16 protein-coding genes and 1 pseudogene are annotated in these 20,952 nt (G+C 69.8%); 8 read left to right on the top strand and 9 right to left on the bottom strand.

Annotated features, from left to right (window positions below; translation table 11 throughout):
- Positions 1-107: 107 nt before the first annotated feature.
- Genes BWI15_RS23460 through BWI15_RS23450 form a run of 3 tightly spaced genes read left to right on the top strand, consistent with a single transcriptional unit; the run spans position 108 to position 3,794 of the window.
- A complete protein-coding gene (locus BWI15_RS23460) occupies positions 108-1,865 on the top strand; it encodes an extracellular solute-binding protein (RefSeq protein WP_168197361.1) in 1,758 nt (585 codons plus the stop codon).
- A 5-nt stretch (positions 1,866-1,870) separates the two neighbouring features.
- Positions 1,871-2,809: a carbohydrate ABC transporter permease gene (locus tag BWI15_RS23455; protein ID WP_077016612.1), complete on the top strand. Its 939-nt coding sequence runs from the start codon at positions 1,871-1,873 to the stop codon at positions 2,807-2,809.
- A 4-nt stretch (positions 2,810-2,813) separates the two neighbouring features.
- Positions 2,814-3,794 carry an ABC transporter permease gene (locus BWI15_RS23450; protein ID WP_077016611.1) on the top strand — a complete coding sequence of 327 codons (981 nt, stop codon included), beginning with the start codon at positions 2,814-2,816 and terminating at the stop codon, positions 3,792-3,794.
- On the opposite strand, the gene BWI15_RS23445 is transcribed toward BWI15_RS23450, so the two are convergent.
- Positions 3,738-4,580 (bottom strand): hypothetical protein, encoded by an 843-nt coding sequence (locus tag BWI15_RS23445; RefSeq protein ID WP_077016610.1) that lies wholly within the window; start codon positions 4,578-4,580, stop codon positions 3,738-3,740. The genes BWI15_RS23450 and BWI15_RS23445 overlap by 57 nt on opposite strands.
- Positions 4,580-5,857 carry a polysaccharide biosynthesis protein gene (locus tag BWI15_RS23440; protein WP_077016609.1) on the bottom strand — a complete coding sequence of 426 codons (1,278 nt, stop codon included), beginning with the start codon at positions 5,855-5,857 and terminating at the stop codon, positions 4,580-4,582. Before BWI15_RS23440 ends, BWI15_RS23445 begins: the two co-directional genes overlap by 1 nt.
- 67 nt (positions 5,858-5,924) lie before the next feature.
- Here BWI15_RS23440 and BWI15_RS23435 point away from each other — a divergent pair, with 67 nt between their 5' ends.
- Both BWI15_RS23435 and BWI15_RS38895 read left to right on the top strand, forming a co-directional pair.
- Complete coding sequence (locus BWI15_RS23435; protein ID WP_077016608.1) at positions 5,925-7,616, top strand: hypothetical protein; 1,692 nt, start codon at positions 5,925-5,927, stop codon at positions 7,614-7,616.
- A 56-nt stretch (positions 7,617-7,672) separates the two neighbouring features.
- Complete coding sequence (locus tag BWI15_RS38895) at positions 7,673-7,840, top strand: DUF2613 family protein (RefSeq protein ID WP_143465784.1); 168 nt, start codon at positions 7,673-7,675, stop codon at positions 7,838-7,840.
- On the opposite strand, the gene BWI15_RS23430 is transcribed toward BWI15_RS38895, so the two are convergent.
- A complete protein-coding gene (locus BWI15_RS23430; RefSeq protein WP_237771423.1) occupies positions 7,825-8,949 on the bottom strand; it encodes a glycosyltransferase family 4 protein in 1,125 nt (374 codons plus the stop codon). The genes BWI15_RS38895 and BWI15_RS23430 overlap by 16 nt on opposite strands.
- Positions 8,950-9,107: 158 nt before the next feature.
- Here BWI15_RS23430 and BWI15_RS23425 point away from each other — a divergent pair, with 158 nt between their 5' ends.
- Positions 9,108-9,815: a class I SAM-dependent methyltransferase gene (locus tag BWI15_RS23425; protein ID WP_237771422.1), complete on the top strand. Its 708-nt coding sequence runs from the start codon at positions 9,108-9,110 to the stop codon at positions 9,813-9,815.
- Positions 9,812-13,960 carry an alpha-(1->3)-arabinofuranosyltransferase gene (locus BWI15_RS23420; protein ID WP_077016606.1) on the top strand — a complete coding sequence of 1,383 codons (4,149 nt, stop codon included), beginning with the start codon at positions 9,812-9,814 and terminating at the stop codon, positions 13,958-13,960. The genes BWI15_RS23425 and BWI15_RS23420 overlap by 4 nt, the downstream gene beginning before the upstream one ends.
- Before the next feature lie 53 nt (positions 13,961-14,013).
- On the opposite strand, the pseudogene BWI15_RS40165 reads toward BWI15_RS23420, so the two are convergent.
- Positions 14,014-15,024 (bottom strand): annotated as a pseudogene (locus BWI15_RS40165) (acyltransferase family protein); the annotation flags it as partial.
- A gap of 13 nt (positions 15,025-15,037) precedes the next feature.
- Entirely contained in the window at positions 15,038-16,843 is a 1,806-nt protein-coding gene (locus BWI15_RS23410; RefSeq protein WP_077016604.1) for a hypothetical protein, read from the bottom strand.
- Between the two features lie 100 nt (positions 16,844-16,943).
- Between BWI15_RS23410 and BWI15_RS23405 the strand changes: the two genes are divergently transcribed.
- On the top strand, positions 16,944-18,026 hold the full coding sequence (locus tag BWI15_RS23405; protein ID WP_083750954.1) for a DUF3068 domain-containing protein: 1,083 nt from the start codon (positions 16,944-16,946) through the stop codon (positions 18,024-18,026).
- A gap of 84 nt (positions 18,027-18,110) precedes the next feature.
- On the opposite strand, the gene BWI15_RS23400 is transcribed toward BWI15_RS23405, so the two are convergent.
- Genes BWI15_RS23400 through BWI15_RS23385 form a run of 4 tightly spaced genes read right to left on the bottom strand, consistent with a single transcriptional unit; the run spans position 18,111 to position 20,843 of the window.
- Positions 18,111-18,902 carry a methyltransferase domain-containing protein gene (locus BWI15_RS23400; protein ID WP_077016603.1) on the bottom strand — a complete coding sequence of 264 codons (792 nt, stop codon included), beginning with the start codon at positions 18,900-18,902 and terminating at the stop codon, positions 18,111-18,113.
- A gap of 41 nt (positions 18,903-18,943) precedes the next feature.
- Positions 18,944-19,690 carry a MerR family transcriptional regulator gene (locus BWI15_RS23395; protein ID WP_077016602.1) on the bottom strand — a complete coding sequence of 249 codons (747 nt, stop codon included), beginning with the start codon at positions 19,688-19,690 and terminating at the stop codon, positions 18,944-18,946.
- Between the two features lie 44 nt (positions 19,691-19,734).
- A complete protein-coding gene (locus BWI15_RS23390) occupies positions 19,735-20,280 on the bottom strand; it encodes an SRPBCC domain-containing protein (protein WP_077016601.1) in 546 nt (181 codons plus the stop codon).
- Positions 20,277-20,843, bottom strand: coding sequence for a TetR/AcrR family transcriptional regulator (locus BWI15_RS23385; RefSeq protein ID WP_077016600.1), 567 nt, complete (start codon positions 20,841-20,843; stop codon positions 20,277-20,279). Before BWI15_RS23385 ends, BWI15_RS23390 begins: the two co-directional genes overlap by 4 nt.
- Positions 20,844-20,952: the final 109 nt, after the last annotated feature.

Here is a 20,952-nt window from a genome sequence, read left to right as displayed (position 1 = left end):
TGATCGTGACGCCGAGGGCTTCCGGCCCGACGGGATCTGTGCCATCCTCACGTCTCAACAATCCTGGATCCTATCGGATATCTCATATGAACCGTCTGGGAGGCAGCATGCAACCAGCAGTGAGGACAGGCAGGATCCGGCGGCGCACGTTCGTCGCCGGCGCGGCGGGGCTGACCGCGGCGACCACCAGCGGGCTGCTCAGCGGCTGCGGCCCGGACGAGGCGGTCGGAGCGAGTCCGGAGAGTCTCGCGGCGCCACCGGCCACGCCCGGGCCGAAGCTCGGCGGCATCCCGTACCCGGACGGATACGTCGGTCCGGTCGCCCGCAAGCTCGGGCCGATCGTCACCGAGCCGACGAAGTTCGTCGTCGTGGTGCCGCAGGACCTGACCGTCGGGGACTGGGCGAAGAACAAGTTCACCAAGTGGCTCGAGCAGCGGACCGGGATCACCATCGAGTTCCGCCAGATCGCCGGCGCCGACGAGGACGTGACGATCAAGGTCAACGCGATGATCGCGGCCGGCGACATCCCGGACGCGTTCATGGGCGTGAACTTCAGCAAGTCCCAGCTCTACCTGTACGGCGCGCAGAACCTGTTCGTCGACCAAACGCCGTACACGGACAAGTACGCGCCGAACCTGCAGCAGATGTTTCGTGACTACCCGCTGGCCAAGAAGCTGGCGACGTCCCCGGACGGCAACGTGTACGTCTACCCGTCCTTCAACGACTGCTACCACTGCCGGGCCGGCAAGTCGCGGACCTGGATCAACACCCGCTGGCTCAAGCAGGTCGGACTGGCGATGCCGAAGACCACCGACGAGTTCCGCGAGGTGCTGCGGGCGTTCAAGAAGGCCGACCCGGCCGGTCGTGGACGGACCCTGCCGTTCGTCGGCTACAAGGAGGACGGCACCAACCAGGTCACCGTCGACAAGTTCGTGATGAACGCCTTCCTCTACAACCCGACCTCTCCCTGGCTGGTGGTCGACGGCGGCAAGGTCAACGCGGCGTACTCCCAGGACGGCTGGCGCGAGGGGCTGAAGTACCTCAGGACCCTGTACGCCGAAGGCCTGCTGAACCGCGACGCGTTCAGCATGACCGCCGAGCAGTTGCAGCGTGCCGGCAACAACAAGGACGGCCCACTGCTCGGCGTGTTCCAGGGCAACTACTGGGGCAGCGCGATGGACGTCGACGTGGAGGACCCGACCGCGCGCTGGCACGACTACGAAGCCCTGCCGCCGCTGGAGGGCCCCGACGGGTTCCGGGTGGCCAACTGGGACCACTACACCGGCTTCGATCCGAGGCTGGTGATCACCCGCAAGTGCCGCCGCCCGGATCTCCTGGTGCGCTGGGCCGACTTCCAGCTCGACCTCGAGGTGATGATGGCGGCGTACGCCGGTCCCGGCAGCTGGAGCTTCGCCAAGCGCGGCGACAAGGCGATCAGCGGCAAGCAGGCCCTGTTCGGCATCTCCGGGACGTGGGCGCCGGACAAGACGAAGGACACCTGGGCGCAGCGCAACCCCAACTACCGCTCCGGCGACTTCCGCCTGTCCGAGCGCGTCGACCCGACAAAGCCGACGTTCGAGAAGCCGCTGTACGAGCAGACCCGGGACCGGTACTTCCCGTACCGGGTGCCGATCGAGCAGCAGTTCCCGCCGGTCGCGCTCGAGGGCGACCAGGCGGCGCTCGACGCGTCGCTCAGTCTCGACCTGAGCGGTGAGGTGGTACAGACGATGGCTCGCTTCGTCACCGGCAAGGGTGACCCGGCCGACGACGGGCAGTGGAACGACTACCTGGGCCGGCTCGACAAGATCGGGCTGCGGCCGTACCTCGACATCCAGCAGGCCGCCTACGAGAGCTTCCAGGGGTGACGGCGATGACGACGACCCCGGCAGCACCCGAACGCGAGTCCGACGACTACCTGCCGGCCGCGGTCAAGGAGACCCGCGCCGACCGGATCGTGCTGATCTGCAACTACACCGCGCTCGGGCTGTTCTCGCTCGCGGTCCTGTACCCGTTGGTGTACGTGCTGAGCGCCGCCTTCAGCGAACCCAGGAACGTCCAGTCGGGCGAGGTCTGGCTGTGGCCGGTCGGGCTGAGCCTGGAGTCGTTCCGGTCGATCTTCGACTACGACGGGATCGTGCGCGGCTTCGGCAACTCGGTGGTCTACGCGATCGGCGGTGCGTTGCTGGCGACCGCGCTGACGCTGCTCGCGGCGTACCCGCTGTCGCGCCGCGACCTGCCCGGCAAGGGGCTGATCCTCGGGCTGTTCCTGTTCACGATGATGTTCAACGGCGGCCTGATCCCGAACTACCTCGTGGTCGACCGGACCGGTCTGCTGGACACTCGCTGGGCGATGATCCTGCCGACCGCGATGGCGGTGTGGAACGTGATCATCACCCGGACGTACTTCCAGACCACGATCCCGGAGGAACTGGCCGAGTCGGCGCGGGTCGACGGGTGCAGTGACATCGGCTTCTTCTGGCGGGTGGTGCTGCCGCTGAGCAAGCCGATCATCGCGGTCAACCTGCTGTTCTACGCGGTCGCGCAGTGGAACTCCTGGTTCAACGCGCTGATCTACCTGACCAGCGAGCACCTGTTCCCGCTGCAGCTGGTGCTGCGGCAGATCCTTGTCCAGAGCAACGTCGATCCCTCGCAGGTCCGGGACGTCGCGGAACTGCTGCGGATGAAGGAACTGCAGGAACAGCTGAAGTTCTCGCTGATCGTGATCGCCACCATCCCGCCGCTGCTGGTCTATCCCTTTGTCCAGAAGCACTTCGTCAAGGGAGCCATGGTCGGCTCCCTGCAGGGTTGACGCCATGGCCGTCGAAACCGTCGAGCGGCCCCGGGCCGCCACCTCGACCTCCACTCCGAAGCCCCGCAAGCACGCGTTGGGGCTCGGGGCGCGGATGAAGAAGAACTGGCAGCTGTACGCGATGCTCGCGCTGCCGTTGATCTGGCTCGGGATCTTCGCCTACTGGCCGATGTACGGCGCGATCATCGCGTTCAAGGACTACAACGTCATCGACGGAATCCTCGGCAGTCGCTGGGTCGGGCTGAAGCACTTCGAGCGGTTCGTCGAGTCGTACCAGTTCTGGCGGCTGATCAAGAACACGCTGGTGCTGCACGGCTACGAGCTTCTGGTCACGTTCCCGCTGCCGATTTTGCTCGCCCTCGGGCTGAACCTGGCCCGCCGGCGCTGGTACCGGCGATCGGTGCAGATGATCACCTACGCGCCGCACTTCATCTCGACCGTGGTGGTGGTTGGCCTGATCGTCGTCCTGGTCGACCCGAACACCGGCGTACTGAACCAGTTCCTCGGGCTGCTCGGCATCGGGCCGATCGAGGTGCTGAGCAATCCCGACTGGTTCCGGCACCTCTACGTCTGGTCGGCGGCGTGGCAGACGATGGGCTTCTCGGCGATCATCTATCTCGCCGCGCTGACCGCCGTCTCGCCCGAGCAGCACGAGGCCGCGATCGTCGACGGCGCCTCGCGGCTGCGCCGGGTCTGGCACGTCGACCTGCCGGCGATCCGCCCGGTCGCGGTGATCCTGCTGATCCTCAACATCGGCGCGATCATGTCGGTCGGTTTCGAGAAGGTCCTGCTGCTGCAGAACCCGCTGAACCTGCAGACCTCGGAGGTGATCGACACCTACGTCTACAAGCTCGGCTTCGTCTCCCAGATCCCGCAGTTCAGCTACGCGGCCGCGATCGGTCTGTTCCGCTCGCTGGTCGGTCTGGTTCTACTGGTCGTCGCCAACACCCTCGCGCGCCGCTTCGCCAAGTCCAGCCTCTGGTGAGCCTGCCGCTGACGAGTAGGCAGCTAGCAGCCGGTCCCGGGCGGCCGCCTTCTCGGCCGCCCAGTCCGAGCTCCAGCTGACGTTGCCGAAGTGGATGACGCCGTGCGCGGACAGGTTCCAGTGCCGGCCGTGCGTCTTCATCACCTGCGTCAGCAGGCCGAGCGTGTCCCACCACTTGCCGCCACGCTCGGCCTGCACGGCGGCGGGGGACAGGCCGATCACCTCGACCGTCCGCCGGAAGACGTCGTCGTTGCGAAGCAGGGCGCAGAAGGGGTGCACGCGGTCCGTGAGCTGGAGCTCGAGCGAGTACTCGATCGGGTCGGACCACTCGGCGTCCGGTGACCTGCGCACGGACTCGCGGACGTAGGAGATCGGGTGGAAGTCCTCGCCCGACGGCGGCAGCTCGCCGCCGTCGGGTGTCAGCCAGCGGGCCTGGACGGCGAAGGCCGCTGGGTCGGCGGCGAGGTCCGCGGCCATCGTGTCGATGGTTCCGTCGGCGACGAAGCACACGTCGCAGTCGACGAACAGGTACGCGTCGTGGTCCGGCCGGGCCAGTACGGCGTCGCGCAGGATCTCGCCGTGGGTGGTGAGGGTGTGGCTGGTCGTGTAGCCGGTCTGCACGACCTCCACCGACTCGAAGCGACTGAGCCGGTCGAGGTCGGTGGAGGCGTTGTCGAGCAGGACGATGTCCAGGTCCTCGCGGTCGTGGTGGTGCAGGAGCGACGCCAGCAGTAGTTCGGCGTACGAGGTGGTGCCGTGGTTGACCGTGAGGACGCAGATGCGCATCAGTCGGTGGTGGCCGCTTCGGTGGTGTTCTGGCGGTGCAGGCCTGAAGCGAGCGCGATCGAGAGGGCCAGGGCGCAGGTGCTGGTCATCGCGACGAGGACCTTGACGCCGGTCATGCCGGTGGCGATCTCGGTGCCGAGGATGACGAACGTGGCGACCGCCAGGCTGACCAGGCCGACCCAGATCAGCAGCGCGGCGCGCTTCTCCTGCTGGGCGATCGCGGCGTACACGACCAGCTGCAGTACGGCGTACGACGAACCGGCCAGCGCGAACAACCACGCGATCGGGCCGACAGGGGCGTAGTCCGGGCCGCCGACGATCTTGACGACGAGGTCGGGCAGGACCAGCGCGCCGAGCACGGTGCACACCCCCAGCGCGGCCACGGCCTGAATGGCTCGGCGCAGACGCAGGGTGTCGCCCGGACTCGTGGCCAGCGACGGGAAGACGACCACGATCACGAACTGCGGCAGGAACAGGCACGCCTTGGCCACGATCACGCCGGCCGCGTAGTAACCGCTGTCCCGGCTGTCGAGCAGGCCGCGCGCGAGCAGCACGTCGGCGTTCGCGATGACAAAAAACGCGAGCAGGGTGTGGGTGCCGTGCACGGTCTCGCGCAGCACCTCCTTGACCTGCTCGACGGAGCCGCCGGTCGAGCCGCGCAGCAGGTACGTGCCCAGCAGCGCCGGTACGGCGGCGCCGATCGCGAGGCCGATCATCGCCGACGTCACGCTCGGGTGGACGAACAGCGCACCGCCGCCGAACACCAACCGGCCCACACCGGTGGACGTGTAGACGGCCGCCAGCTCGGTCCAGTTCTTGCCGCCCTGCAGCACGCCGAGCTGCGAACCCATCACCGTGAGGAAACCCAGCGTCGGCGCGACCATCACGGCCGCGACGATCGAGTCGATGTGCAGCAGCCACATGATCAGCGGGGTCGCGACCAGGCAGACCGCCGTCAGGCCCACCGCCGCGCGGCGACCGGCCTTCAGCATGCTGTCGGCCAGCGCGGCCTCGCCCGGACCGGTGTGGGTCGCGATCCGGCGGGCGCCGGAGGCCTGCAGCCCCAGGGAGGCGACGTTGCCGATCAGCAGCAGCCCGAGCAGGGCCGTGACGGCTCCGAACTGCTCCGGGATCAGCCGGTGGACCGCAATCAGGGTGAAACCGTAGGCGGCCACGTTCATGATGGCCATACCGACGGCGACCACGGTGGCGCTGCGGAGGAAGGCCAGCCTGGGTGCGGCCGGCTGCTGCTGGTCTGGAGTCGTCTCTGAGGTCATAAAACTTCTGTTCTGCTGGTCGGTCGGCGAGTAGGTTGCGCTGGAACAGTACTGCTAGGAGGCGGTCGTGGAGGGGGGAACCAACCGGCTGGCCCGGCTGATGCCGTGGTCCTGGCCGGTTCTGCTCACTGTGCTGATCACCGCTCCGCTGCTCGCTCCGGGGTACGTGGTCGGCTACGACCTGGTCTTCGTGCCGGACCTCACGCTACGGCGTGACCTCTTCGGTGTCACAACTGCCTTACCGCGCGCAGTTCCCTCCGACGTCGTGGTCGCGCTGCTCGACGAGGTGGCCGGCGGCGAGGTGCTGAACAAACTGGTCCTGGTCGCCGTACCGCTGCTCGCCGGTCTCGGCCTGACGGCGCTGTGGCGTGAGCTGCGACTCGGCGGACCGCTGGCCGGTGCCGCGGCGGCCACGCTCTACATGTGGAACCCCTTCGTCGCCGAGCGCCTCCGCCTCGGCGCCTGGGCTCTCCTGCTCGGGTACGCCGCTCTGCCGTGGCTGGTTCGCTCAGCTCTCCGTCTCCGTCGGGGCGAGGGTTGGGTCGGCTTCCTCCTGGCCTCCGCACTCTGCGCGCTGACGGCGTCCGGTGGCATCGTCGGTCTGCTGGTGGCCGCGCTCATCCTGCTCTGGCCGCGGGGCAGCAGACCGGGCCCACTGGTCGGAGCCGTCCTGCTCAACCTGCCCTGGATTGTCGCCGGCCTGGCCCGTACGTCGGCCGCCACGACCGACCCAGCTTCCGTCCCGGCCTTCGCGGCGCGCGACGAGGGATACGGGGGAGCGGTGCCGAGTCTGCTGACGCTCGGCGGAGTCTGGAACGCGAACGTCGTCCCCGCGAGCCGCGGTGACCTGGTCCCGCTCGTGCTGGCGTTCGCCATGCTGCTGGCCTCCTGTGTCGGCGTCGTCCTGTGGTGCCGGCGTGAGCGACTCGCACTGGCGCTGGTGACTGCGGCCGGAGTGGCACTGGTGATCGCGGTGGCCGGTGTCGTGGCCGCCCAGCCGTTCGAGTGGCTGGTGGCTCATGTCCCGGGAGCGGGCTTGTTCCGGGACGGTCAGCGCTATCTGGGCCCGCTGGCGCTGCTGGAGTCCGTCGGCTTCGGCGCTGCGGTCGCCGCCTTGCTGCGCTTCGCACCATTGCCCTGGCTGGTCGGAGCGACGGCTGTCCTCATGCCGATCGCCGCGCTGCCGCAGTTGGTCGGCGGAGGCTTCCGCGTCTCGCAGTACCCCACGGACTGGGAACGAGCCCGCCAGGTGCTCGGCGCGGACTCGCACACGGGCGACCTGATGCCCTGGCCCTTCGAGTCCTACCGCGCACCGAGCTGGAACGCCCGCCGCCCGGTGCTTGACCCGATGCCCCGTTACTTCGACAAACCCGCCGTGGTGCCGGACGAGCTGATCGTCGGCGGCAACCGGCTGGCCGGCGAGGACCCGCGCGCTGCCGCGGTCGCGAACGCGCTGCGGACCGCCGTACGGTCCGGTGCCGATCCGTCGCCGGAGTTGCTGCGCCAGGGGATCGGCTGGATCGTGGTCGACCGGGAGGCCGGTGGTCCACCTCCGCGGCAGCTGATCCCGCGGCTCACCGAGGAGTACACCGGTACGACGGTCACCGTCTTCCGCCTGGACGGAACACCCGCTCCCCAGCACTTCGCGCCCTGGCGCGTCGTTCTGGTCGCCGCCGCCTGGATCGCCGCGGCCGCCGTCCTGGTGGTGACGCTGCTGAGTGCCCTACCCGCCGTCCAACGCGTCCGTTCCAGGCTCTAGCCGAGCCCGCGCCTCGTTGTTACTCTTCGGTTTACTTCGAGGAGGGGACACGTTTCATGGGACCTTTGATCGGTGCTGTCATTGCGGTGCTCGCGGGGGCGGGCATCGCGTCGGCCGCGGTGATCGGCGTGGTGAAGAACGTGCAGGAAGACCCGGCCAAGCCGCCGCCGGAGGCGGCGCAGGGCCAGGCCGACGTACCGCTCGTCGCCTACGGGAACAAGTAGGTCCGCTGCCGTTCGAGAGCCGGCCGGCCGGTCAGGACCCGGTCGAAGGCGCTCGCCGTGGCGGCCCAGGTGTAGGTGCCGGCACTTGCCAGCGCACCGGCCGCCAGGGCCCGCCGCCGGCTCTCGTCCAGCAACAGCGCGGTGATCGTCTCGCTGAACTCCGCGGGATCGTCCACCAGCACCCCTGACACCCCGTCCTGCACGGACTCGGTCGGCCCGCCCGCACTGCGATACGCCACCGTCGGTACGCCGTGACCCGCGGCCTCGCCGACCACCAGCCCCCAGCCTTCCTTCAGGCTCGGCAGGGCTTGCACCCACGCTTCGTCGTACGCCGCGTGCTTGTCGGCCTCGCTCACGTGTCCGCGGAACTCGACGGCGTCCTGCAGTCCGCGCTCGGTGACGTACTCGCGCAGTGAGTCCTCCCACCAGCCGGAGCCCACGACGACGAGCCGCGCGTCAGGCAAGACGGCTCGGGCCGCGGCGACGGCGTCGACCGCGTGCTCGACCTGCTTGTGCGGCACGATCCGCCCGACGCACACGACCGTCGGTACGGCGGACTGCGGAACCTGCCGAGCCGGCGCCGGGTCGGTGCCGTTGTGCACGACCTCCACCCGCGTCCGGTCGACGCCCAGGGAGACCAGTTCGTCCCGCGAGGCCGAGGACACCGTGACGTAGCGGCAGTCGCGGTAGAGCTTCGGTGCCACCCGCGACTCCAGCCACCACCCGAACCGCCCGCGCCAACCCGGGTACACCACCGGCCACTGCTCCTGGTGCACGTGGTGGACCAGCACGACGACGCCGGTACGACGTACGAGGCGGGTAAAGAATGGCAGCCCGTTCTGTACGTCCACCACGCGGTCCGGCCCGCGCAGCATCGTGTGCAGCAGGCCCTGTAGGTACACGGTGACCTTGCTGCCCCGGTAGAGGTAGCGCACGTCGTGGCGCCGCGCCTCTCGCGGGCTGCCGGGGTACGCCGCGCACAGCACGGTCACCTGCCAGCCCATGTCTGCAAGGCCTCGTGCGACCTCCTCCACGTACCGCTCCGAGCCTCCACCTTCCGGATTGGTCGTGTCCCGCCAGTTCAGCAACAGCACGCTCTGTCCGCGCACGCGGCAACCCCCACCCTCGACGTAGCTACCCCCGGGTAATGGGCGGCGAGGTTACCAGGGAGTAACGATGTCCGCCAGAGCTCGTGAGATCGGTTATCGTCCCGCCTGTGCGCGTTGCGATCTCGAGCCCTGACACCCCCGTGAGGTGGACCGCCGACGTGCGTCGCGCGCTGCGGTTGTTCCGGGCGTTCGGGGTCGAGCAGAGCGACCCGGACACCTTCTACGGAACGCTCGCCGCCGACTCGGTCGGCCAGCTCTCGGCGTACGTCGAGCTGCGCGGTGCGCGGATGCTCGACGTGGGCGGAGGACCCGGCTACTTCGCCGACGCCTTCCGGGCCGCCGGTGCTCGCTACTACGCGATCGACTCGGACCTGGGCGAGCTCAGCGGTCGTGGCGAGCCCTCACCGGGCACCGTGCTCGGCAGCGGGATGGCTCTGCCGATCGGCGACCAGCAGGTCGACATCTGCTTCTCCTCGAACGTGCTGGAACACGTACCGGATCCGTGGCTGATGGCCGACGAGATGGTCCGGGTCACCAAGCCCGGCGGCACGGTTTTCCTGTCCTACACCGGCTGGTGGGGTCCGCACGGCGGTCACGAGACCGCGCCCTGGCACTACCTGGGCGGTGAGCGGGCCGCGCGCCGGTACGAGAAGCAGCAGGGCCACCCACCGAAGAACAAGTTCGGTGAGTCGCTCTTCCCGATCACCGTTGCCGGTGGGCTGCGCTGGGCCAGGCAGTGCACGGAGGCCGAGCTGGTGGCCGCCGTGCCGAGGTACCACCCGCGCTGGGCGTACGGCGTACTGGCTGTGCCCGGGGTGCGTGAGGTCGTGACCTGGAACCTCGTCCTGGTGCTGCGGCGGACATGAGCGGCCTACTGCGAGGACCACTCAAGCGACTGAGGGCGGGCAGCCCGGAGCAGGTGGTCTGGCGAGCACGTCTTGTCCTGGGCTGCCTGCTGCTGATCGCCCTGTGCTTCCATCAGGCGCCGGGCAAGATCGTGCCGGACACCAAGCTCGATCTCACAGCCAACCCGGGTGCCTTTCTGGCACGGGCGCTGCACCTGTGGGATCCGCAGGGCGCGTTCGGCCAGCTGCAGAACCAGGCGTACGGCTACCTGCTCCCGATGGGGCCGTTCCACTGGCTGCTGGACGCGGTGAGCGTGCCCGGCTGGGCGATTCAGCGGCTGTGGTGGTCGCTGGTCCTCTGTACGGCGTTCGTCGGTGTCTGGAAGCTCGCCGGAGCACTCGGGTACGGCGCTCCCTGGGCGCGCTTCACCGTCGCGCTGCTGTACGCGCTGAGCCCACGCATGCTGGGCGAGGTCGCGATCACGTCGATCGAGGTCTGGCCGCTCGCGATGGCGCCCTGGGTGCTGCTGCCGCTGGTGACGCCGCGAGCCCGCTCCGGGTGGTGGCGGGTCGGCTGGTCGGCGGTGGCCTTCGGTCTGGTCGGGGGAGTGAACGCGGTCGCGACCGGCGCCACGCTGGTGCTGCCCGCGCTGTGGCTGCTGACCCGCCGGCTGGACCGGTCGACGCTGAAGATCATGGCCGCGTGGTTCGGCTGCATCGTCGCGGTGTCGTTCTGGTGGCTGGTGCCGTTGCTGCTGCTCGGCCGGTACAGCCCGCCGTTCCTGGACTGGATCGAGAACGCGGCGACCACGACGAACACCGCCAGCATCTTCGAGTCGTTCCGCGGCACGTCGCAGTGGCTCAACTTCCTGGCCACCGGTGGTGGACCGAGTTGGCCCGCCGGCTGGCTGTTCGTCACGCAGCCGGCGCTGATCATCGCGACCGCCGCGATCGCCCTGCTCGGCCTGGTCGGGTTGGCGATGGGGTCGCTCAAGAACAGGGGCTTTCTGCAGCTCTCGGTCGTCGTCGGCCTGCTCCTGCTGACACTTGGCCACCACAGCTCACCCCTGTCCGGCCAGGTGCAGGAGCTGCTCGACGGGCCGCTCGCAGCGCTGCGCAACACCCATAAGTTCGAGCTGGTCGTGCGGCTGCCCCTGGCCCTCGCGGCCGCGCACGCGCTGACCAGACTGACGGGCTGGGCGACTGCGAAGGGCGTGCAGCGCCAGTTGGTGCCCGCGCTCGCCGCGTGCCTGGCCGTGTCCGTGGCGACTCCCGCGATCTTCGCGCAGCTGCCCAGGCCGGAGAGCTACGAGGCGATCCCCGCACACTGGCACGAAGCCGCGTCCTGGCTCGACAGCCAGCCGACGACCGGCAGCGTGCTCGTCGTACCGGCTGCGTCGTTCGCGGACTTCACCTGGGGCTCCACGAAGGACGAGCCGTTCCAGGCGTTGCTGAAGCGGCCGATGGCAGTACGCGACGCCGTACCGCTCGGCTCAGCCGGTACGACGCGCTGGCTGGACGAGGTGGAACGCCGCCTCGGCTCCGGCGTGGGCGACCGGACACTGCAGCAGGCGCTGGCCCGCGCCGGAGTCCGGTACGTCGTCGTCCGCAACGATCTGCGGTACGACGCGCAGGTGAGTCCGTCGATCGCGGTGCACGAGAGCCTGGCCGAGGCGGGCATCGCGCGGGCGGCGTACTTCGGCCCTGCGACCGGAAGCTCGATCGAGTCGCCCGGAATGACGCTCGACGAGCGGACCCGGCTGCCGTATCCGAGTGTGGAGATCTACGACGTCGGGGACGTCAGCCCGGCCCGACTGGTCCCGCAGTCCCAGCTCGTCGCGGTCCGCGGCGGCTCGGAGGACGTACCGTCGGTGCTGACCGCGCTGGGTGGCAACCGCGAGGCCGTACTGAGCCCGGACGCTGCCGCTGCCGGACTCGACCTGCCGCTGGTCCAGACCGACGGGTTGCAACGGCGTGAGGTGTCCGTCGGCCGCCCGGCCGAGAACTACTCGCCGGTGATGACCGCGAGCGACCCCGGCCGGCTGAACCGCAAGACGCTCGACTATCTGCTCGACCCGCCGTCCGAGCCGACGACTCGGGTGTGGGACGGCGGGATCGCCGACGTGCGTGCCTCGTCGTCAGCGGCCGACGCCGACGCGACCCTGCGGACCGGACCGGGCAACGGGCCGTTCGCCGCTGTCGACGGCGATCCGTCGACGCGCTGGATCTCCGGAACGTTCGGGCGCAGCAGCGGCGAGTGGCTGGAGCTGAACTTCACCGCGCCGCGCAAGGTGTCCGGCCTGAAGGTGCAGTTCTCGCTGCAGGCGCCTACGACCGACCCGGTCCGCACGCTGCAGGTGGAGACCGACGCGGGATCGCTGACGACAGTGGTCGAGGGCACCGACCGGCCGCAGAGCGTCCCGGCGCCGGACGGCTTCACGCAGCGGCTGCGGCTGAGCGTCGGCGTGACGGACGGCAAGAACCCGAACGGCGTCGCGATCGCCGAGGTGGTGCTGCCCGGGCTGGCTCCGGTCAGCCGGCTCGCGGTGCCGGGCGGACTGCAGAAGCAGCCCGACGCGCTGGTCTTCCGCAACGAGCAGATCGGTCGGTCGGCCTGCCTGCACGCCGGCGTACGGCCGTTGTGCCGGCAGAGTGTCGCGAAGGACTCGGAGGAGGCGACCGGCCTCTATCGCAGCGTCGACCTGCCGGACGCAGCGTCGTACAAGCTGCAGGGAACGGCGTTGCCGCGGGACGGCGCTTCGCTGGAGCGGCTGCTCGAGGTGCCGGGTTCGGTCACCGCGACGGCCTCCTCGCGGGCGGTCACCGCGCCGGAAGGCCGGCCCGGTGCGGTGGTCGACCAGGACCTCGGCACGGGCTGGGTGGCAGCGCCGCTGGACGAGCGTCCGACCCTCACGTTGAAGTTGCCGCAGGCCCGCAAGCTGCAGGGGCTGCAGTTCCTGAGCGACCCATACCTGGCCGCGGCGCGGCCGAGCGAGGTGGAGGTCCGCTTCGACGGCGGTACGCCGACGACGCTGCCGGTGACGCCGGAGGGGTTCGTGACGTTCCCCGACCGGTTCACGGCGTTCCGCACGGTCGAGCTGACCTTCACCGGGACGCAGGACCTGATCGACGTCGACTCCGCGACCGGTCTGTCCCGCCGGCTGCCGGTCGGCGTCGCGGAGCTGCGCATCCTGGGCGCGAACGACCTGCGCAAGCCGATCAACCCCAACGCCACGACCGGTGCGGTGTGTGGGTTCGGTCCGACGGTCCGCGTCGACGGCGTGCCCGCCGCGACCAAGGTGGACGCCACGATCCGGGACGTGCTGCAGCGGCGACCGGTGAAGTACTCGCTGTGCCAGCAGCCGTCGGTGCCGCTGCAGGCCGGCCGGCACGCCCTGGATGTCGTTGCCAGCAAGGACTTCACGCCGGTCGAGGTGCAACTGACGAGGACCGATGCGGCGTCGCCTGCCAACGCGGCGGCCCAGGGCGTCAACGTCTGGCGGCCCAGTCCGTCCCAGCTGACCCTGGAAGCTCCGCTCGCCACGGAGGACTCGGTCCTGACCGTCGCGCAGAACTTCAGCAAGGGCTGGGAGGCCTACGACGGCACCGGTCGCAAGCTGGTACCGATCAGGGTCGGGGGATGGCAGCAGGGCTGGCTGCTGCCCGCCGGCCCCGAGCAGCAGGTCACCGCGCGCTTCGTCCCCGACCGTGACTACCGCGCCGGGCTGCTCGTCGGACTGGTCGCTCTGATCCTCGTGGCCGGGCTCGCGATCTGCTCGCGTCGCCGGTCGAGGCACTCCGGCCACCGGCTGCGCGAAGCTCAGCGGCTCGGCCCCTGGCCCGCGACGGTCCTGCTGGTGGTCGCCGGCACCTTCATGGCCGGCTGGATCGGTCTGGCCGTCACGGTCGTTGCCGCAGTGCTGGCCTGGTACCTGGACGGCCGCAGGATCGTCCTGATCGGTGCGGTGTGCGTCGCGGTCCTGCTCGGTACTGCGGTGGCCGCGGCTCAGCCCTGGCCGGACGGCGGAGCCGGACTGACCTCCGGGGTGGTCCAGGGGTCCGTGCTGCTCGCCATCGCGCTGGCCGTGCTGTCCAGGCCGACCGGCGAGACGTCGTACGACCGGTCCCGGCGGCCGAGCCGCATGATGGGGCGCTCCATCAGGTAGTAGCTCGCGGCGGCGACTGCGGCCGACCCGATCAGCGTCGGCCAGAACAGCTTCGCGAAGTGGCCCTCGAACGGATCCACGCCGAAGAGTTGCTCGACCAGGCTCAGCACGATCAGGTGGTAGCAGAACACGCCGAACGAGATGTCGCCCGCGACGTGCGCGACCCGGCCGCCGAGGATGGCCGCGGTCCGCGTCGACGGCATGATCGCCGGGAACACCACACAGGCGGCGATCGCGGTGTAGAGCAGGTTCTTCACGAACGCCTGGCCGGGGCTCGACGACGTCAGGTCGTACGGGCCGGCGATCGGCCCGGTCGCGATCAGCAGTAGGGCGGCCGCGACCGCCCAGATCGTGCCGGGGATCGTGGCCAGCGTGTCCAGTGCGGACGGCCCGAGCCGTCCGCTGCTGCGGGCGACCTGCCAGAGCGCGAAGCCCATGCCGACCGCGAACCAGCCGAGGTACCCGGGCAGCCAGAGCCCGGCGATCGGGTTGCCGGTCGCGTTGACGGCAGCCATCCAGATCGGTCCGAGCAGTGTGAAGCAGGTCAGCACCGCCAGCCGGCGCCGTACGGCCTTGCGGGTCGGTCGCTCGTAGCTGATCAGCAGCCGGGCCAGGAACGGCAACAGCAGGTAGAACGCGCCCTCCGTCGCGAGGCTCCACATCTGGGTCAGCCCGTCGGCGGCAGGAGTGTCGACGTAGACCTGACCCAACGATGCGTGCAGCAGGTACGTCGTCCAGGTGACGCCGTCCTTGCGGGGGACCAGCAGCGCTGCGAGCACGACGGCCACCCACAACGCGGGCAGGATCCGCAGCGCCCGGTTGCGCAGGTACGGCAGCAGCAGCGGCGGCTCGGTCTCGCCGAACCAGGCGACGACGTACGGGCGGTAGAGCAGGAAGCCGGAGATCGCGAAGAAGATCGCCACGCCCACGTCGAGCCGCGACAGCAGGCCGGCGAAGGGCCCGTTCAAAGAGGCGCCGCTGTGGAAGCCGACGTGGGTGGTCAGCACGGCGAGGGCCCCGACGGCCCGCAGACCGTCCAGCGCGGGAAAGCGTGTCCGTCTCATCCGGTCACCTGTCTCATTGACTCACCTGCGGAAGGCCGATCTCGACGCTGCCGATGCAGAGGTTGCTTTTCGGGTCGGTGGTCCGGATCCGGACGGCGGCGAGGTCGGTCGCGGGTGCCGGGCCGAGATAGGTGTTGGACAGTCCCGCCGGCCACGCGGTGGCCGACGCCGGTACGGCGACGCTTCGGCCGTTCGTGCCGACCAGTTCGACCTCGACGGTGTGCTCCCGGGTGCTCAGGTAGCCAACCTTGGCGAACCAGTTGGCCGTCGGGCGGTCGGTGGTGGTCGCCTGCAGCGGCAGGGTGATCGTGTGGGCACCCTGAAGGTGCACCGAGCAGAACTTCTTGCCCTTGGGTGGGATGACGGCCTTGGCCCAGGCGCTCAGCTGCGCCGGGCGGATCCGGCCGGTCTCGTCGACCATGCGCGGCTCACTCGACGAGGCCTGGAGCTGGAAGGGAATCCCGGCCGTCCGGAGCACGGGGGAGAGGCGCGGATCGCGGGCCAGCGCGACCGCCGCCACTGTTCCGGGCAGTTGGGTGTCCCAGAGATTCACCGCCGGGCCGGCCGCCTCCAGCTCGGCGCGCAGCGTGCTGAAGTACGGCCGGGTCGGGTTGTCGTCCCACAACTGCGCGAACGTCACGATCGAGACGACCGCGCCCGCGGTCCAGGCGAGTAGCGCACCGATGGCGACGAACGGCGCGAAGCGGAGCGCGGGCATCGACCGCGCGGTGAGCACGACGGCGAGCGTGAGCGGGATCGAGAGGTCGGACCAGTAGTGGTAGTGCACGGTGAAGACATCACCGAAGACCCCGAACCGTCCGTACGACACCAGCATCAGCGTCACCGCCGTGTACACGCCGACCGCCGCCCAGAGCAGCAGCACTCGCCGGTCCCGGCGCCACGCGGTCACCAGCAGGACGGCCGCGACGATCCCACCGAGCACCGGTACGACGGCCGGCGCGTCCGCGAGGCCGAAGACTCCGGACATCGGGTTCCAGGTCCACGGTCCGCCCACGAGCGCGCCGAGCGGTACGGCGAAGGACCGGCCCGCCAGCTCGACCAGATCGGACCAGCCCGGCAGCCCTCCCGCCGACGGGTTGCCGTGCGTGGCGTACAAGATGCCGAAGGCAACAACCGAGGCGGTCAGTGCGGCGGCGTACGGCCAGGTCCGGCGCAGCCACAGCCGCAGGGGGACTTCGCGCAGGTAGAGCGACAGCGCCAGCGCGGTGACCAGGACCAGGCCCGACTTCTCCCAGCAGGCCAAGGAGATCAGCAACGAAAGGGGGCCATAGGCAACCGCTCGGCGACGGTGGCCGGCGGACCAGTCGACGGTCGCGTGCAGCAGGAGCAGGCCGAAGACGTGGGCCGGCAGGTTGTTGACGCCGCTGGACAGCGACATGAACGACGGCATGCTGAGCGAAGTCAGCGCGTAGACGACCGTGCCGATCAGGACCCACCAGCTGGAGCCGAGCAGGCGCAACAGGAGCAGGCCGAGCAGCACGATCGCCAACGCCTGCAGGAGAACCCGCCAGCCGACGGTGACGTCCCAGTTCAGCGGCGCGAGCTCGGCGAACGTCGCGTAGACGAAGCGCAGGCCCGGCGCGATGTGATCGTTCAGCGGCGTCAGCAACTGGCGCGGCGCGAAGCCCCGGCCGCCCTGCACGAGGAACTCGAGGTCGTCGCTGAGCCAGTGGCCGCGGCGCGCGAGCAGGCCCAGCACCACCGCCTGGACCACCGCGACGGCGATGATCGCGGCGCGCAGAACTGCCGCGTCGGGCGCCGTGCGGCCGCGGGCCGGCGTGCCCTGGTTCCCCCTCATGGGGCGGGACGATATCTCAGTTCGGATCCACCCCGAACGATCCCTGTTCAAGGACGCTACTCGCTGGTAGCGTCCCGCGGACAGACCGGGAGGGGTTGTTGTGGGGAATCGCAGTCGCATCGTGCTGCTGGCACTGGGAATCTTCTTCGTCGGGGTGGCCGTGATGGCCAGGTTCTACGCCTATCCGACGCTGGCGGTCGCGCCGCCGGACCAGGTCGCGCACACCACGTCCAGGACGACGCAGGACGGCACGGTGTTCGTGGTGGCCACGCAGCGGGAGACGCGGCTGCCGCTGACCTCGACCCGGACCGTGCGCGGCGACGTGGTCGCGGCCGAGAAGATCAGCAAGGCACTGGACCGCAAGGTGGTGGTCTTCGACACCGCGGTGGTCACCGACGACGACCCGGCGTACGAGTTCCCGAGCGAGGACGACGCCAAGCGCGACGAGAAGGCGCCGCTCAGCTTCGTGCAGGAGCGGGTGGTGCTCGACGCGCACACCGGCGAGGCGGTCCGCTGGGATCCCGACCCGAGCAAGGACAACAGCGGTGAGTACATCACCACGACGCTGAAGCCCGAGGACCGCAAGCGGCCCGGCGACCCGGTCTTCAAGGGGCACGAGGGGCTGGTGCTGAAGTTCCCGTTCGGCACCCAGAAGAAGACCTACACGTTCTGGGACAGCACGCTGCGCAAGGCCTTCCCGATCGAGTTCAAGGGCGAGACCGAGTTGCTCGGGCTCAAGGTCTACAAGTTCGTCCAGGAGGTGCCGAAGTCGGAGGTGCCGCAGGTGACGCCGCTGAAGGTGCCGGGCGCTCTGATCGACCTCAAGGGCCGGCCGTCGGTCGAGGTGCAGCGCAGCTACCAGAACACCCGGACGCTGTGGATCGAGCCGGTCACCGGCGCGATCATCAAGGGCGAGGAGAAGCAGATCGCCACGATCGACTACCAGGGCGAGGCCAAGATCACCGCAACGGACGCGACGATCGGGTACGACGAGGCGACGGTGAAGAAGAACGTCGAGGGCGCGCAGGTCGACGGGCGGGCCGAAGGTGGTTACCAGGAGAAGGCCTCGCAGCTGAACCTGATCGGCTACTGGGTGCCGTTGCTGTCGCTGATCCTGGGTCTGGTGCTGCTCGCGGCCGCCGGGTTCCTGTGGCGGCGGCCGAAGGCCCGGCGCGCGGCCTGAGCCCGGCCGCCGGTTCCGACTCGGCCGGCCGGTGGGCTCGGACCCGGCCGGCGGCTCGGATCGCGCCAGCCGTCGGCGAGCTGATCAGGCCTTGTGGGCGGACCAGATCGCGGTGCCCGGGACCAGGCGGCCGCGGTCGGGTCCCCAGCCGCCCCAGATCTGGTCGTGCCCGGCCGGCCACTCCGGTTCGAGCAGGTCGTCGACGACGAAGCCCGCGCCGGTGATCGCGCGGATCCAGTCGCCGGTGGTCCGGTGGTGCTCGGCGTAGACCGCGACGCCGCGCTCGTCGACCTCGACGTACGGCGTCCGGTCGAAGTAGGACTGGGTGATCCGCAGGCCGGCCGGGCTCGGGTCGTCCGGCATGCTCCAGCGGATCGGATGGGTGACCGAGAAGACCAGCAGGCCGTGCGGTCGCAGCGTCCGGGCGATCTCGCGCAACGCGGCTTCGGCGTCGGCCACGAACGGGAGCGCGCCGAAGGCGGAGCAGGCGATGTCGAAGGTCTCGCTCGCGAACGGGATCGCCGTCGCGTCGGCGGCGACCGTGCGGACCGGCGTACCGGTCTTGCGGTCGAGGGCCTTGCCGAGCTGGAGCTGCTCGACCGAGATGTCGAAGGCAACGGCCCGGGCGCCCTGCTCGGTCAGCCAGCGGGCGCACTGGGCGGCGCCGCAGCCGATCTCGAGGACGCGCTTGCCGCGGACCGGGCCGAGCAGTTGAGCGTGTTCTTCGTCGACTCCTTCGGGGCACCAGACGAAGCGGTCGTCGCCGAGGAAGGCGCCGTGTTCTTCGAGGTACTCGCTCGCCGCGGAGTCCCAGTAGGTCCGGCTGGCTTTCGAGGTCTGCGCCTCGGTCAGCTCGATACGTTGCGGCTCGACCACGCGGTCACCCTATCCCGGGGGTCTGCAGCCCCCCGGGATGCTCACAGCTGGGCGTCCGCGTAGACGTTCATCGCGTCGCGCAGGTACTCGACCAGCGAGTCGTCGCCGGACCCGATGTTGCGCCGGAACCGCTCGTCGTCGACGTACAACTGCCCGAGTCCGCGGTAGGCCTCGGCGGTCGGCGTCCAGAACAGGCTCGTCACCTCGAAGTGCAGCTGGACGACGTCCTGCACGCGCTGGTCGGCCACCTGCGCGCCGGCGGCCTTCAACGCGGCCAGTTCCTCGTGGACGCGGCTGTAGCCGGTCCGGGCCTTCTCCGCGTCGTCGGCCGACCACGACTGCATCTTGCGGTAGCTCGCGTCGACGGCGTCGTCACCCCACCGTTCCCGCGCCTCCGCCTCGTACGGATTGTGCTCGAAGCCCTCGAACACCTTGTCGGGTGCCATCTCTCCTCCTTTCTCGATGTTCTCGATGGTGCGTTCGACGGTCCGGACCAGTCGCCGCAGCCGGAGCTGCTCCTCGACGAGCCAGTCGCGATGCCTGGCGAGCACCTCGACCGTGTCCTGCCTGCTCTGCCGGCTGATCACGTCCGCGATCACGTCCAGCCCCAGCCCCAGCTCGCGCAGCAGCAGAATCCGCTGCAGCCGCAGGAGCTGCTCCTGCTCGTAGTACCGCCGTCCGTTGTGCGCGGTCCGGGCCGGCTCCAGCAGCCCGATCGCGTGGTAGTGCCGCAACGTCCGCGCGGTCACCCCCGAAGCCTTCGCGACCTCCGCGATCGACCAGCCCATCCCGTCCTCCCATCGACTGACGAGTACGACGCTAGAGGCTGCCCTTACGGCAACTTCAACTCGATTCGCCCGGCGATCGCCCGGTTCATCGCGTGGAACTGGGGCTCGATGGTGTCGCGCAGCATGCCGGTGGTGAACGGCACGGCGACGCCGCGGAAGGTCTCCTCCTGGATCAGCTTCGAGCGGCCGCCGGGAAGGGCCTCGATCCGGAAGGCGTGCTCGCCGTCGAACACGCCGCCGAGGCCGATCCTGCCGATCCAGCGCAGCTCGCGGCCCGGGTCGACCGCGAGCAGCTTCGGGGCGAATTCGGTCTCCTTGCCTTTGGTGTCCCGCAGGACGTTGGTGATCGTGCTGCCGACGACGAGGTCCCCGGTCGAGGAGACGATGAACGGGTTCCAGTCGGGGTAGGAGGCGCGGTCGGCGAGCACGCTCCAGACCTGATCGGGCGTGGCGTCGATCTCCAGTTCGGTGCGGAGCACGGTCGGGCGGGCGATCGCGTAGACGCTGTAGCCGGTCAGCAGGACGAGCACAGCGCCGAGGCCGATCAGCAGCCGGCGGCGTACGGGACTTCGGTGGGCGGTGACGGTCATCTCGGCTCCTCAGGGCCGAGGACGCTGCGCACGAGCGTCCTCACGTAGTCAGGCGTGAGCGGCTCGCCGGTGACGAGGAGCCGGTAGTACAGCGGGCCGACCAGCTGATCGACCAGTACGGCGGGCGCGACGTGGTCGAGCACGAGTCCGGTCTGCTGCGCCTTGGCGACCACCGCGGTGACGGCGCGATGCCGGTCGGCCCAGAGCGCGCGGACGCTCTCGCCGACGCGCGGGTCTCGGGCGGCCGCTGCGGCCAGGTCGGCGATCAGGCTGGTAGGGGTCGCGGTGAGATTGGCGGCGATCGCGCTGACCAGCTCGGTCAGGTCGCGGCGCGGATCGTCGGTCGGTTCGAAGGGGACGTCGGAGCGCAGGTCGGCGATCAGCGCGACGACAAGCTCGGCCTTCGACGCCCACCGCCGGTACAGCGTGGTCTTGGCGACGCCGGCGCGCTCGGCCACGCGGTCGACCGACAGGCCGTCGTACCCGCCCTGCCGCAGCTCTTCCGCCGCGGCCGCCAGCACCCTGCGGTCGATCGCGGTGTCGCGGGGGCGTCCTCTGGTCATGACTTTACGATACCGAAGTAGCGTAATCAAGGCGATGCATTTCTTTCGCCCTTCAGGCCTTGCCGAAAAGGTGAGTGATGTTCATGCTGATCCGCACGACCTGTTACCG

It is taken from the genome of Kribbella sp. ALI-6-A, from assembly GCF_001984195.1.
GTDB lineage: Bacteria > Actinomycetota > Actinomycetes > Propionibacteriales > Kribbellaceae > Kribbella.
The sequence above is the reverse complement of the archived record's forward strand: the minus strand, read 5'-3'. Positions and strand labels throughout refer to the sequence as shown.